12 protein-coding genes are annotated in these 13,799 nt (G+C 73.0%); 6 read left to right on the top strand and 6 right to left on the bottom strand.

The window, feature by feature from the left end:
• Positions 1 to 32: 32 nt before the first annotated feature.
• The 3 genes from DXZ73_RS28255 to DXZ73_RS28245 are packed head-to-tail and all read right to left on the bottom strand — an operon-like array spanning position 33 to position 2,952.
• Positions 33 to 1,259, bottom strand: coding sequence for a beta-ketoacyl-[acyl-carrier-protein] synthase family protein (locus tag DXZ73_RS28255; RefSeq protein ID WP_116213842.1), 1,227 nt, complete (start codon positions 1,257 to 1,259; stop codon positions 33 to 35).
• Positions 1,256 to 1,516, bottom strand: coding sequence for an acyl carrier protein (locus tag DXZ73_RS28250; protein ID WP_116213841.1), 261 nt, complete (start codon positions 1,514 to 1,516; stop codon positions 1,256 to 1,258). The genes DXZ73_RS28255 and DXZ73_RS28250 overlap by 4 nt, the downstream gene beginning before the upstream one ends.
• The gene (locus DXZ73_RS28245; protein WP_116213840.1) at positions 1,513 to 2,952 is read right to left on the bottom strand and encodes a condensation domain-containing protein; all 1,440 of its coding nucleotides are present in this window, start codon (positions 2,950 to 2,952) and stop codon (positions 1,513 to 1,515) included. The genes DXZ73_RS28250 and DXZ73_RS28245 overlap by 4 nt, the downstream gene beginning before the upstream one ends.
• Positions 2,953 to 3,274: 322 nt before the next feature.
• Here DXZ73_RS28245 and DXZ73_RS38850 point away from each other — a divergent pair, with 322 nt between their 5' ends.
• Positions 3,275 to 3,889 (top strand): DUF3592 domain-containing protein, encoded by a 615-nt coding sequence (locus DXZ73_RS38850; protein WP_205519250.1) that lies wholly within the window; start codon positions 3,275 to 3,277, stop codon positions 3,887 to 3,889.
• A gap of 106 nt (positions 3,890 to 3,995) precedes the next feature.
• The gene (locus tag DXZ73_RS28235; RefSeq protein ID WP_116213839.1) at positions 3,996 to 4,376 is read left to right on the top strand and encodes an ATP-binding protein; all 381 of its coding nucleotides are present in this window, start codon (positions 3,996 to 3,998) and stop codon (positions 4,374 to 4,376) included.
• Positions 4,377 to 4,408: 32 nt separating this feature from the next.
• On the opposite strand, the gene DXZ73_RS28230 is transcribed toward DXZ73_RS28235, so the two are convergent.
• A complete protein-coding gene (locus tag DXZ73_RS28230; RefSeq protein ID WP_205519376.1) occupies positions 4,409 to 5,281 on the bottom strand; it encodes an RNA polymerase sigma factor SigF in 873 nt (290 codons plus the stop codon).
• 183 nt (positions 5,282 to 5,464) lie between these two features.
• Here DXZ73_RS28230 and DXZ73_RS28225 point away from each other — a divergent pair, with 183 nt between their 5' ends.
• Positions 5,465 to 5,890 carry an ArsR/SmtB family transcription factor gene (locus tag DXZ73_RS28225; RefSeq protein ID WP_240351519.1) on the top strand — a complete coding sequence of 142 codons (426 nt, stop codon included), beginning with the start codon at positions 5,465 to 5,467 and terminating at the stop codon, positions 5,888 to 5,890.
• On the top strand, positions 5,874 to 8,585 hold the full coding sequence (locus DXZ73_RS28220; RefSeq protein ID WP_205519249.1) for a cation-translocating P-type ATPase: 2,712 nt from the start codon (positions 5,874 to 5,876) through the stop codon (positions 8,583 to 8,585). The genes DXZ73_RS28225 and DXZ73_RS28220 overlap by 17 nt, the downstream gene beginning before the upstream one ends.
• 273 nt (positions 8,586 to 8,858) lie before the next feature.
• Here the strand turns inward: DXZ73_RS28220 and DXZ73_RS28215 are convergent, their stop codons facing one another.
• Together DXZ73_RS28215 and DXZ73_RS28210 are read right to left on the bottom strand one after the other, a co-directional pair.
• A complete protein-coding gene (locus DXZ73_RS28215) occupies positions 8,859 to 10,217 on the bottom strand; it encodes a hypothetical protein (RefSeq protein ID WP_116213835.1) in 1,359 nt (452 codons plus the stop codon).
• A 131-nt stretch (positions 10,218 to 10,348) separates the two neighbouring features.
• On the bottom strand, positions 10,349 to 11,809 hold the full coding sequence (locus tag DXZ73_RS28210; protein ID WP_240351518.1) for an LCP family protein: 1,461 nt from the start codon (positions 11,807 to 11,809) through the stop codon (positions 10,349 to 10,351).
• Between the two features lie 221 nt (positions 11,810 to 12,030).
• Here DXZ73_RS28210 and tatA point away from each other — a divergent pair, with 221 nt between their 5' ends.
• Entirely contained in the window at positions 12,031 to 12,300 is a 270-nt protein-coding gene (gene tatA / locus DXZ73_RS28205) for a Sec-independent protein translocase subunit TatA (RefSeq protein ID WP_116213834.1), read from the top strand.
• 96 nt (positions 12,301 to 12,396) lie between these two features.
• On the top strand, positions 12,397 to 13,776 hold the full coding sequence (locus tag DXZ73_RS28200; RefSeq protein WP_116213833.1) for an alkaline phosphatase: 1,380 nt from the start codon (positions 12,397 to 12,399) through the stop codon (positions 13,774 to 13,776).
• The last annotated feature ends 23 nt before the right edge of the window (positions 13,777 to 13,799 follow it).

The following is a 13,799-nucleotide window of genomic DNA, read 5'->3' as shown; positions in this document are numbered from 1 at the left end:
CGCGGGCCGGGTGCGGCCGTTTCCGGGCGGGGTCAGGACCAGGGGCGGAAGGCCAGGACCTCGTTGTGGCCGCCGAAGCCGAACGCGTTGCTCACCGCGAGGCCGACCTCCTGCTCGCGCGGGGCCTTGTGGACGAGGTCCAGCTCGAAGTCCGGGTCGGCCGTCTCCAGGTTGGCCGTCGGCGGGACCAGCCGGTGCTGGAGCGTCAGCACGGTGAGGGCCGCCTCCACCGCGCCGCCCGCGCCCAGGCAGTGGCCCAGCGCCCCCTTGGCCGAGGTCACGCTGGGGGCGTGCGGGAAGACCCGGGCGAGCAGGGCGGCTTCGGTGGAGTCGTTGATCCGGGTCGAGGTGCCGTGCGCGTTGACGTGGTCCACCTCCCGGGGCGCGGCGCCCGCCTCGGCGAGCGCCGCGCGCAACGCGGCCTCGGCGCCCCGGTGTTCGGGGTGCGGGGCGGTGACGTGGTACGCGTCGCTCGTGGAGCCGCAGCCGGCCAGGACCGCGCGCGGCACCGCGCCGCGCCGCCGGGCGGCGTCCGCGCGCTCCAGGACCAGCACGGCGGCGGCCTCGCCGAGCACGAAGCCGTCGCGCGTGGCGTCGAAGGGACGGGAGGCCGCGGCCGGGTCGTCGCGGCGCCCCGAGAGGGTGCCCATGCGCTGGAACCCCACGGCGATCAGGGGGGTGACGGCCGCGTCCGCGCCACCGGCGACCACGATGTCGCAGGCACCGGACAGCAGCAGGGCCCGGCCCAGCGCGATGGCGCCGGCGCCCGAGGCGCACGCCGTCGACACGCTCAGGCTCATCCCGCGGACCTTCAGGTCCATGGAGACCTCGGCGGCGGGCATGCTGGGGATCATCTTCGGCACGAGCGCCGGGGAGACCCCCTCGTGCCCGTCCCGGAGCAGGTCGCGGTGGCCGTCCTCGCACGCTTGCTGACCGCCGAAGCAGGTGCCGACGACCACGGCCACCCGGCTGGCGTCCCAGACGCCGGGGTCGAGTCCCGCGTCCCGTACCCCCTCCCGGGCGGCGGCGACCGCCAGTTGGGAGCAGCGGTCCGTCCGCCACAGGGCCCGGCGCCCGAGGTGCGCCCCGGGGTCGAAGCCCGGGACGCGGCAGGAGAAGTCGACGGGCAGGCCCGCCAGCCGGGGGTCGGGCGACGCGGCCGGGCGGCCGTCGCGCACGCCCTCCCAGGTGGCCTCCGCCCCGACCCCGGCCGGGGTGACCATGCCGAGGCCGGTCACGGCGACCCCGGTACGGGTCACGGCATCACTCCCTGCGCCGCCCGCAGCGCGCGCTTCTCCTCCAGCAGGGCGACCAGCTGCGGGAGGGTGTGGTGCGAGGTCACCTCGTCCTCGCCGACTTTGACGTCCAGCTCCCTGCCCAGGGTGTAGAGCAGCTCGATCACGGCCAGCGAGTCCAGGTCCATGGAAGCCAGCGTCCCGTCGGCCGCCAGCTCCTCGGGAAGCACCTGGAACTTGCTCGTCAGAATCGCTTCCACGATCTCCCGCACTGGGGTCATGCAGTCACTCCTGTGGCACTCGTTGGGTCGGCGAAGGCGTAGTTGCCCGTCTTCGCCACGCTGTGGAGCACGTCCCGCACACGGTCGGCGAAAACGGCGACGCTGATTCCGGCGAGCTCCGTGTCGGGATGGCGTGCGGTGAACCGCACTCCGTCGTGGGTGCGGTTCACCCAGATGTTGGCCTTGTTGCCGCGGGTCATCCGGAACAGCGTCCGGGCGTTCCACTCGGTCCACCGCCCCGCGCCGGGGAACACCCGCATGTCGGCGAAGGAGACGAACGGGAAGAACTCGGGCATCGAGCGCTCCAAGTCCCGCTCCATGCCGAGGAGTTCGACGACCCTGAGGAACGGCACCCGGGTGAGCCGCATCGCCGTCCTGGCGGACCGGTGCGCACCGTGCACGGCGTCCTGGAACGTCCCCGCCGGACCGAGGTCGATCTCGACCGGGCCCACCCCGATGAACCAGCCCATCGAGCGCGCCCACTCCGGCCGGGAGCGCGTGTGCATCGGCATCACGGTCCGGTAGACCCGCGCGCCGGTGAGCTGGTGGGCGGCGATCGCGAAGGCGGCGAGCAGCCCGGCGAGGAAGCCGCCGTCCGCCGCGTGGCAGATCTCCTCGACCGCGTCGGCCTCGGCGGCGTCGACCAGCAAGGTGTCCAGCATGGTGTGCGGCACCAGTTCGCCCTCGGCGACACCGAGGTCGAGGGGGAAGCGCGGCATCCGTCCGCCGGCGTTCTCGACGAAGCGGCCCCAGTCCGCGACGGCGGGGTGGTCGGCGCCGATCTGTTCGGCGGTGGCGCGCTCCGCGACGCTGAAATCCACATAGCTGCCGATGCCGTCGTGCCCGATCGTTTCTCCGGTGGCGATCGCGGCGTAGAGGTCCTGCAGCTCCTGGACGGCCATCGCGACGGAGTACCCGTCGGCGTGCGCATGGTCCAGTCCCACGACGACGGTGGTGGAATCTGCGCGCTCCACGGTCTCCACCACGAAGCTGGGCAGCCGGAACGCCTCGGCGGCGCCGTCGATGCGCTCCTGGAGGTACCCGCAGATCTCCTCGCCGCTCGTGAAGTCGCCCAGGGCCACGTCCCGTACGGACACCGCGCGGCTGTCGACGGTGAACCGCTCGGGCTTCCCGCCCTCCAGCCGGAAGCCGCTGCGCAGCGTCTCGTGCCGTTCGGCCCAGGCGCGCACCGTCTCGCGGAACGCCTCGGCGTCGAGGGGCCCGGGGATCTCGAACCCGAATCCCAGCCAGTCCGGTGTTCCGAGACCGCGCTCCATGAGCTTCAGGAAGAATTTCAGGTGCAGTTGCTGGTTGTACGACAGGGGCGTCGCGTTCCCCGCCGTCCGCGCCGCCTCGTGGAAGGGTGCCGCGTCCAGCGTCCACTCCCGGAGCCGGCCGGGGGCCACGTAGTAGTCGGAGAGGGGGGTCATCAGCATCCGCGGACCCCGTCCCCGGTGCGCAGCCGATCCTCGGAGCCGGTTCCGACAACCCTCGCCACGCCCACGTGCAGCTCCCAGACCTCGCCGTCCGTCATGTCTCCGCGTTCAGTGCCCAACGGGGGTCCGACTCATGGCGCGCGGACCGACCGCGTACACGGATTGGCGAACCGTCCCCGAACCGGTGGCAGGGCCGACTCCCGTGGCGTAAAAGGCGGCGGGCAGCCCACCGGGACTCAAGTCGCTCGCGCGCAGGGCCCCGACCCGCTTGGATACGGGAACACACGTCCGTATCGCGGGGTCGGGAAAAGGTAACGGGAGCATGTTCGACGTATTCGTCCTGGCCGTGCCGGGGCTGATGGCAGCCGGTGGCATCGCGGGAATGGTGTGGGCGGTGCTGCGGATCGGACGGCTGAGAGCCGCGTGGCGCAGCGGCATCGAGGTGCGGGGGCGCTGCCTGCGGCTGTACGCGGCCACGACCACGCGCGGGCGCCGGCACGGCGCGCACGTCTCCTCCTCGACGACGCTGCACCACGTCTACGAGTTCACGACGCCCGAGGGCCGGGTGACGCGGTTCGAGGAGGCGGGCGGCCCGGCGACGGTCGTCGAGGGGGACACGGTCGTCGTCCGCTATCCGCGGGGACGGCCGGACCGGGCCACGGCGCTCGCGCCGGGGGACTCCCGGACGCTGGTGGGCACGGGGGTGCTGCTGGCCTTCCTCACGGTGTTCGTGGCGGCGTGCGTGGGTTTCGGCGTCTTCTATCTGTCGGTGTTCAAGCCGGCGAAGGAGAAGGTCGTGGAGCGGATCGAGCACTTCCCCGAAGACGCGACCCGGCCGCCCGAGGTGACCCCTCCGCCGTTCCCGACGCTTCCGACGGGCCCGCCGGACGGCTTCCCGACCGGCCCGCCCGAGGGGTTCCCGACGCCGCCGCGCTAGCCGGCGCGACGGTCGCGACGGCCCGCGGAATCGGACGCGCACTTTTCGGTCATGACCGGGCGAAGCCTGGGTAGGCGCCGTGACGAGGAGAGAAGGAGCCGCACAGATGGTCGTGATCGAATTTCCGTACGGGGATGCCGCCGGGGCCCGCCACGCGACGGCGGAGTTCCTGGCCCGGCACTGCCCGTGGGCGGATCTCGACGCCGTCGTGCTCGTGGTGTCCGAGCTGGTGGCCAACGCGATCCGGCACACCGGCGGCTGGTGGCGGCTGTGCGTGCGGGCCGTGCAGGGGCGGCTGGTGGTGGAGATCGCCGACGCCAGCCCCCGCCCGCCCGAGCCGCGCTCCCCGGACCTGACCGGTGGCGGCGGCTTCGGCTGGCACATGGTCGAGCGGCTGGCGAACCGGCTGGAGGTGGTGGACCGGCAGCCGGAGGGCAAGACCGTACGGGCCACCTGGCTGCGGCCCGTCCTCCCGGTCGGCGGCTGAGGCGCCGCCGCGGATCGAGCGGATCGATACGCCTAGCGCAGGCCAAGCAGTCCCAGCCGCAGCCTGCCCAGGATGCGGGACAGCAGCCGCGACACGTGCATCTGCGAGATGCCCAGCTCGGCGCCGATCTCCGACTGCGTCATCTCCCCGCCGAACCGCATGCGCAGGATCTGCCGTTCGCGGTCGCTCAACTCGGCGACCAGCGGCTTGAGGGCATGGAGGTTCTCCACGCCCTCCAGGGCCGGGTCGACGTCGCCGAGCCGGTCGGCGTAGCTGGTGCCCGCCTGGTCGGAGCCCTCGTCCACGGGCACGTCGATGGAGCCGGCGGTGTAGCCGTTGCTGGCGACGATGCCCTCGACGACCTCTTCCCGGGTGATCCCGAGGTGCTCGGCCAGCTCGGCGGGGGTCGGCGAGTGGTCCAGCTCCTGGGAGAGCTCGCCGGTGGCCTTGGCCAGTTCGACGCGCAGCTCCTGCAGGCGCCGCGGCACGTGCACGGACCAGCTGGTGTCCCGGAAGTGCCGTTTGATCTCACCGACGATGTACGGCACGGCGAAGGTCGTGAACTCCACCTCGCGCGAGAGGTCGAAGCGGTCGATGGCCTTGATCAGCCCGATGGTGCCGACCTGGACGATGTCCTCCATCTGGTCACCGCGGCTGCGGAAGCGGGACGCGGCGAAGCGCACGAGCGAGAGGTTCATCTCGATCAGCGCGTTGCGCGCGTACTGGTACGCGCGGGTGCCCTCCTCGAGCTCGGTGAGGCGGTCGAAGAAGAGCTTGGACAGCGCGCGGGCGTCCCGTGGCGCCACCGTCGTCGCGTCCTCGATGAACGGCAGCCCCCCGACCGACGCTTCGAACCGCCGCGCAACAGCGGCCGAACGCTCTGTCGTAACCGTGGATGCCGTGATGGTCACGTCGTCCTCCCCAGATCCGTTGCTGACGTCCGCCGCCTACCCGGGGACCCGGCGGGCATGCCTCCCTTTTCGCCGGGCGGGTCCGGCCCGCGGCGCTGTCCGCCCGTCCGTCCGTGCGGCCCCGCCTAGACTGGTCGTGCCGGGCGCCGGATGCCCGACAAGGACGGGAGAGCGACAGTGGCCGCAGGAGTCGGAAGGGTCGGAGGCTTCGAAGGGAGCCTCGACGAAGGCTTCGGCGACCCCTCGACGGAGGTGCTGTCGGAGGCCGCCGCGGCGTTCGGGCTGCTCGCCTCGTCGGCCCGGCTGCATCTCGTGTGGGCCCTGTCCCAGGGCGAGAGCGACGTCAGCGGGCTTGCCGAGCGGGTGGGCGGGGCGCTCCCCGCGATCAGCCAGCACCTGGCGAAGCTGAAGCTCGCGGGGCTGGTGCGGTCCCGGCGCGAGGGGCGCCGCGTGGTCTATCTCGTGGACGACCCCGACGTCGTCACGATCGTCCGTCTCATGGTCGGCCAGCTCGTCGACCGCAAGACCGGTGCGGAGGCCGTTCCCGGCGCGGCCGCCGGGTCGCGTGCCGGTTCCGGGCGCCTCCGTGGTCTGGGCGCCTGAGGGCCCTGCCGCGGGCGGGGCAGCGGCTGAGGAGGACACCCGGGAGAACACGGGGGAGCACGGCAGCGCCCTCGAAGTCCTGCGCGCGCTGGACAGCGGACCGCGCGGGCTCGTGGAGGCGGAGGCCGAGGAACGGCTCGCGCGCCACGGCGAGAACACCTTCCCCGGGCGCCGCCCGGCCTCCTGGCCGCGGCGGTTCGCCCGCAGCCTGCGCGACCCCTTCACCGCCGTGCTGCTCTGCCTCGGGCTGGTCTCGGCGGTCATGTCCGCGTGGGCCACGTCCTGTGTGATCGCGATCCTGGTCACGGTCAGCTGCGTCCTGCGGTCGACCGGCGAGCACCGCGCGGACCGGTCCGCCGCGGCGCTGCGCGACATGATCGCGACCACGGCGACAGTCCGGCGGCGGCCGTCGGCCGACGCGCCTCCCCTGACCCGCGAACTCCCCGTCGACCAGCTCGTCCCGGGCGACGTGGTCCTGCTCGCGCCGGGCGACCTGGTCCCGGCGGACCTGCGGCTGCTGCGGGCGACGGGCCTGACGGTCCATGAGGCGGCCCTGACGGGCGAGTCGACGCCGGCCTCCAAATCCGTACATAACGGGCATGGTTCGGAGCCGGCCCGCGCCGGCCTCTGCTTCCAGGGAAGCAGCATCGTCTCCGGCACCGGCATGGGCGTCGTGGTCGCGACCGGCGCCGGCACCGTGCTGTCGGGCGCGCTGCCCGACCGCGACCGCGAGCCGTACGGATGGCGCCGCCGGTCCGCCGCGGCCAGCCCGTTCGACCGGTCGGTCAACGGCATCGCCTGGACGCTCGTGCGCTTCATGCTGCTCACCGCCCCGCTCGTGCTGATCGCGGGTGCCCTGCTGCGCGGGCGCGGCATGGAGACCCTGCCGTTCGCGGTGGCGGTCGCGGTGGGGCTCACCCCCGAGATGCTGCCGGTCGTCGTGACGACCGCGCTGGCGCGGGGCGCGGCGCTGCTCGCGCGCGGCGGCGAGGTCATCGTCCGGCGGCTGCCCGCGCTGCACGACCTCGGCGCCGTCGACGTGCTGTGCGTGGACAAGACCGGCACGCTCACCCAGGACGCTCCCGTCGTCACCTGCGCGGTCGACGGCGACGGCCGGGACGACCCGGCGGTGCTGCACTGGGCGGCGGTCAACGCCCTGTGGACGCTCCAGCTGGCGGAACTGCCCGCGCCCGACGCCCTGGACGAGGCGATCCTCGACGCGGACGAGGAGCGCGGCGGCGGGGTGCTCGGCGCGGACAGCGTCGAGGGCGTCGCCGCGCTGCCGTGCGGACCGGGGCGCCTGGTCGCGACGGCCGTCGTACGCGGCCCGGCCCGTTACGAACCCGGCGGCACCGAAACGCCCGGCAACGTCCGCGCGCTCACCGGCGGTCCCGTACCGACGGCGGTGCACACGCTGGTGGTCAAGGGCGCGCCGGAGGAAGTGCTCCGGCGCTGCACGCGCCGGGCGGGCTCCCCCCTCGACGACGGGGAGCGGGCCCGGCTGGGCGAGCGCGCCGCCGCGCTGGCCGCCGACGGGCTGCGGGTGCTCGCCGTCGCGGTCGCGGAACGGCCCGCGCGGGGGCGGCCCTACACCCCGGCCGACGAGCACGACCTGACCTTCCTCGGCTTCGTCGGCCTCAGCGACGCGCTCGCGCCCACCGCCGCCGAGGCGCTCACCGCCCTCGCGGACCGCGGCGTCACGGTGAAGGTGCTCACCGGCGACCACCCGGGTACCGCCGCCCGCGTCTGCCGCGAGCTGGGCCTCGCGCCCGGCGAGGTCGTCACCGCCGACCGGATCGACGGGCTCGGCCCGCTGGAGCTGGCCCGCCTCGCCACCCGTACGACGGTGTTCGCGCGGTGCACGCCCGAGCACAAGGCCCGGGTCGTCCGGGCGCTGCGCGAGGGCGGGGGCCATACGGTCGGCTTCCTCGGCGACGGGGTCAACGACCTGTCCGCGCTGCACGCCGCGGACGTCGGGATCTGCCCGCGCGACGGGGTGGACGTGGCGCGCGAGGCGTCCGACGTGGTGCTCGCCTCGAAGGACCTCACCGCGCTGGAACGGGCGATCCTCGCCGGGCGGCGCAGCACCGGCAACATCGCCGCCTATCTGCGCATCACCCTCTCCTCCAACCTCGGCAACGTCATCGCGATGCTGGCGGCCGGGCTGCTGCTGCCGTTCCTGCCGATGCTGCCGGCGCAGGTGCTGGTGCAGAACCTGTGCTTCGACGCCGCGCAACTGGCCCTGGCCTTCGACCGGCCCGGAGCGTACGCGCTGCGGCACCCTGCGGTGCTGCGGCCGCGCTCGCTGTTCCGCTTCATGACCGGCTTCGGGCTGCTGAACGCGGTGGCCGACCTGACGACGTTCGGGGTGCTGGCGCTGGCCGTCCGGTCGTTCGACGACGAGCGGGGCCAGGCGGCCTTCCACGCGGGGTGGTTCACGGAGAACCTGCTGACGCAGGCCCTGGTGATGCTGCTGCTCCGCTCGGGCCGCCGGGCGGCCGAGGGCCGGACACCGGGCCCGATCCGGCTGGCGGCGTCGGCGCTGGCGGTGCTGGGTCTGCTGTTGCCGGTGTCTCCGGTGGGGCCGGCGCTGGGGATGACGGTGTTGCCGCCGCTGTATTACGGGCTGATGGCTGTGGTGCTGGCGCTCTATGGCGGGGCGCTGGTGGTGGCGCGATCACGTCAGCGGGGCTGAGCTCCGGGGGCTTTTTCCCCAGCCCCGCCCCTTCCCGAAACTGGGGCTCCGCCCCAGACCCCGAAGCACGCTCCGCGCGCTGTCCTCAAACGCCGGACGGGCTGGATATCCAGCCCGTCCGGCGTTTGAGGACGCTCCCGCAGGGAGCTCCCGCCGCAGGCGGCAACCGGCCCGCGGCCGGGGGTCTGGGGCACGCGCCCCAGTTGCGGGAAGGGGCGGGGTGGGGAACAAGCCCGCCGCAGGCGCACCGCACCCGCACTCGTAAGCCCGCCCTCACCAATCGCCGCCCCCGAAACCACCACCGTCGCCACCGCCGCCGAAGCCGCCCCCGTCACCCCATCCGCCACCGGAAAAGTCGTCGGAGTTGAAGTCGGACCCCGAGTAGTCGCCCCCCTCCGGCCCCGCCTCCGGCGAAGCCGCGTACGCGGGGCCGCTGAAGACGCCGCCGAGCATCGTGCCGACGAGAAGCGCCGGCAGCAGGCCGCCGCCGAAGTAGCCGCCGGCCCACGGCGCGTAGGCCGGTCCCGCGTTCCAGTACGGCTGGGGACCGCTCGCGGTCTGGACCTCGCGGGACATCGGCTCCACGCCGTCGGCGATCCGGGCGGCGTCGGCGGCGCAGGCCGGCACGGTCCGTACGGCGCCGCCGGGCGGTGCCCACTCGACGTCCTGGACGGAGGGCCCGTGGCGCGGGTCGAAGAAGCACGGGACGCGGCGCTCGGGCAGCGGCGACTTCGTGCGGCGCGCGGCGAGGGTGGCGAGGGCGAAGCGGCCCTTGTCGAGGGACTCGGTCACGCCCGTGACGTCCTGCGGCTTCGCGGCCGCGGCCATCTTGGACTTGGCCTCCTCGTAGGCGTCGAGGGCCTCCTCGTAGTCCTTGCGCATCGCGTCGTCCGCGCCGGGCTCGGCAGGGGAGAAGTCGAGCCGGTCGAGCTCCTCGCCGAAGGCGGTGATGTCCTCGTCGACCACGACCCGCAGGGCGTCGAGCTCGGCGCGCTCGCGCTCCTCGCGCTTCTTGCGGTTGCGGCGGTAGAGGGCGTACGCCCCGGCGCCACCGGCGACGATCACGGCGCCGCCGGTGATCAGCCCGGTCGCGCCGACGCCCCCGGCCCCCGAACCGCCCCAGGAGCCCGGCTCGCGGCCCTTGGCCTGCCGGTCGGCCTGGTCGACGAAGCTGTTGAGCTGGGTCTTGGCGTCGCCACCGGAGCGCCGGACGGAGTCGACGAGGTTGCGGGTGGCGTTCTTGGACATCACGCGGGGGTCGGCGCCCGCGTTGATGGCGTCGCCCAGGTGGATCACGTAGACGCCGGTGACGCCGACCTTGGTGCGCAGGTCCTGGAGGACGGTGGCCTTGGGGTATTCGGAGGCGGCGGACAGCACGGCGACGAACACCGGCTTGCCCGCGTCCCTGATCTTCTTCGCCAGCGCCTGGGCGTCGGCCGCCGGCAGCTGGTCGGTGGCCCGGGGGTCGACGTAGACCGGGCCCTTCCGCAGCGCGTCGGCGGCGGCGTCCAGGCCGGTGGTGCTGGTGTCGGCGTGGGCGGCCGGTGCGTACAGCGCCGCGCCGACCAGCACGAACAGGGCGGCGATCAGGGCCAACAGCGGCCTGGGCAGCGCCCGGGGGAAGGCGGGCATGGTGTTGCTCCTCGGAGACGGACTGCTCATGGAACTCTTCGGGCTCACGGGACTCACTCTGCGCTTACCACCAAAACGGAACAATCAGGCACGGGGTTCCCTCTCGACCACTCTTCCCCCCTTTGCACGGCTCAGCCGTAGGACAGGTTGGCGCAGGGGTCGTCGTCGGCCGACCGGGCCTTGTCCGCGATGTCGGAGGAGAGCGCGCCGCCGCCCGGCTGCGCCGGGGAGGGCGAGGCGGACGAGGCGGACGCGGGCCCGTCGGCGTAGTCGCGGCCGAGGACGATCGAGATCCCCGGTGTGGACGATCCCCGCACATAGGCGCCGGGGAAGAGCCGGGCCGCGGTCCGGGCGTGCTCCGCCTCGCCGGGGCCGAACTCGATCACGGTGGTGGACTGGCCCTGGGCGGCCGCGGTCGCGGTGCCGGTGACGGTGTAGCCGTGCTCCTCGAGGGTGCTCGCGGCCCGCGCGGCGAGGCCCTGGACGGTGGTGCCGTTGGTGACGGCGACGCTCACGCCCTTGCCGGAGACCGGGGCGTCCGCCTGGGTGGCCTGCTGCGGCTTCCGCGTCTGCCCGGCGTCGCCGTGCCCGCCCGCTCCCGCGTCCTTGCCGTCGATGGTGCGGTCGGCCTTGAGGGAGGCCCACAGGGCGTCGGCGTCGGGCTGCACGATGTCGACGCGGTTGCCCGCGTAACGCCAGGGCACGGTGATGAACTTGATGTTGTGCAAGTCGATGTTCTTCATCGACATCGCGAAGGACAGCAGCTTGTCGGCGGAGCCGAGGCCGGGGTCGACGGTCATCGACTTGGTGGCCGCGTCGGCCAGCGGCAGCAGGGTGGTGGGGTTGAACCCCTGCGAGCGCACCTTCTTGATCATGCTGGAGACGAAGGCCTGCTGTCGCTGTATGCGCCCGATGTCGGAGCCGTCGCCTATCCCGTGGCGCACGCGCACATAGTCCAGCGCCTTCCGGCCCGAGACGCTCTGCCGGCCCTTGGGGAAGAGAAGGTCGCCGCGCGAGCCGAGGTTCGGGTTGAGGTCGCCCTGATAGACGTCCTTCGGCACGCACACCTGGACGCCGCCCACGGCGGAGGTCATCGAGGAGAAGCCCGCGAAGTCGACGACGAGCGTGTGGTCCACCCGCAGACCGGTGAGCTTCTCGACGGTGTTCTGGGTGCAGGCGGGGTTGCCCTTGGCGGAATCCCCCACGGAGAAGGCCGAGTTGAACATCACATGGGTCTGCTCGGAGGTCCAGCTGCCGTCGGGCAGCTTGCACGGCGGGATGTCCACCAGGCTGTCCCGGGGTATGGAGACCCCGATGGCGTGCTTGCGGTCGCCGTAGACGTGCAGCAGGAAGGCGGTGTCCGAGCGGCCCACGTCGCCCTCGCCGCCGCCGAGGCTCGCGTTGCTCCCTGAGCGCGAGTCCGAGCCGATGACCAGGACGTTCTGCCCCGCGGCGCTCGCGCCGGGGCGGTTCTCGGAGAGGCCGTCGGCGCCGAAGGTGCTGATGTTGCCGTTGAGCTTCAGATAGAGCCAGCCGACGCCTGTGGCCAGCAGCACCACGAAAGCCAGGGCGACCAGGCCGAGGGTCCGCATTCTGTGATGCGCGCGCCTGTCCCGGGTGCCAGTCATGTGCGAGCCCTCATCCACTCCCCCGCTCCGTACGTCTCCCCACCGGAATAGACGGACGAGCACGGCCTTAGGTTGTCCAGTTGCGCAATCTAGCAAGTATGGTGAAGGCGGCCGTCGTACAGAGGGCCGGTGGAAGACAACCCAGACCAACCCAGCTCAACGCGGAAGAGAGAGGTGGATCCGTCATGTTTCGCAATGCCCTGGAGCCCTGGCACATCCTCGTCGTCGTACTCGTCGTGGTCGTTCTGTTCGGGTCCAAGAAGCTGCCCGACACCGCCCGCGCGCTCGGCAAGTCCATGCGCATCCTCAAGAGCGAGGCCAAGGCGATGAAGGACGAGGGCGGCACCGAGGCCGGCACCGTGGTGACCCCCGCCCCCGCCCCCGCGGCCACGGTGACCACTGCCAACAACGTGACCCCCACCACCCCCGTGAACCCCGTCGACAGCCCCAGGTGACCCACAGGCCACTCGACGGCCTCCTGAGGTACACCCTCCCCTGGTGAGCTTCCCCCGGCCGGGCATTCCCGCCGGGTCACCGAGGGAGGAAACACCATGGGTTCTCGTCCGTACGGGCGCCGTCTCGCCTGGGGCGCCGCCGCACTGCTCGTCGCCGGGGTCGCCGTACCGGCCGCGGCCTCCGCGTCGCAGTCGGGCGGCGCGTCGGACGTCTCCGCGCTGGGTGCCGGCCACGGCGCCAAGAAGGCCAAGAACGTCATCCTGCTCATCGGTGACGGCATGGGCGACTCGGAGATCACCCTGGCCCGCGACTACACCGTGGGCGCGGCCGGCCGGCTGAACATGGACACGTTCCCGCTGACCGGCGCGTACACCACGTACTCCGTCGACAAGAACGGCAAGCCGGACTACGTCACCGACTCCGCGGCCAGCGGCACCGGCTGGGCGACCGGGCAGAAGACGGTCAACGGCCGGATATCCAAGACGCCCGGCACGGACAAGCCGATGACGACGATCCTGGAGCTGGCCCAGAAGAACGGCCTGGCGACCGGCAGCGTCACCACCGCCGAGCTCACCGACGCCACCCCCGCCGTGCTCGCCTCGCACGCCACCGACCGCAGCTGCCAGGGCCCCGCCGACATGAAGGCGTGCCCGTCCGACACCGTCGCCAAGGGCGGCCCGGGCTCGATCGCCGAGCAGAGCGTGAACCACAAGGTGGACGTGCTCCTCGGCGGCGGCAAGGCCCGCTTCGACCAGAAGATCACCGAGGGCCCGTACCGGGGCATGACCGTCACCGAGCAGGCGCAGAAGCTCGGCTACCAGGTGGTGACCGACGACAAGGGCCTGGGGGGCGCCCGTTCCGGCAAGCCCGTGCTCGGCCTCTTCGCCCCCGGCAACGTCCCCGTCGAGTGGACCGGCAAGCCCGCCGCCCAGGGCGGCACGGACCCGCAGCGCTGTGTGACGAGCAACCCCGAGCGCGCGGCCGGCACACCGAGCCTGGAGGCGCAGACCCGCAAGGCGCTCCAGCTGCTGGAGCAGAAGCAGAAGGGCTCGGGCGACCGGAAGAAGGGCTTCTTCCTCCAGGTCGAGGGCGCGTCGATCGACAAGCGCGACCACGCGGCCGACCCCTGCGGCCAGATCGGTGAGACCGCGTCCCTGGACCGCGCCGTGAAGGTCGCCCGCGCGTACGCCGCCGAGCACCCCGACACCCTGGTGGTCACCACCGCCGATCACGCCCACACCAGCCAGATCGTGCCGCTGGAGGCCACCCCGCCCGGGCTGTCCTCGACGCTCGTGACCAATGAGGGCCAGCAGCTCAAGGTGAACTACTCCACCAACACGCCGGGCAAGTCGCAGGAGCACACCGGTACCCAGGTGCGCATCGCCGCGCAGGGCCCGCAGGCGGAGCGCGTCCTCGGGGTCACCGACCAGACCCAGCTGTTCACCACGATCCGCACGGCCCTGTCGCTGCGCTGATCACCGTCGCGAATCCGGCGTCC

Origin of the sequence: Streptoverticillium olivoreticuli subsp. olivoreticuli, assembly GCF_003391135.1 — a bacterium.
GTDB classification, from domain to species: Bacteria; Actinomycetota; Actinomycetes; order Streptomycetales; family Streptomycetaceae; genus Streptomyces; species Streptomyces blastmyceticus.
This window is presented reverse-complemented; position numbering and strand designations above follow the sequence as displayed.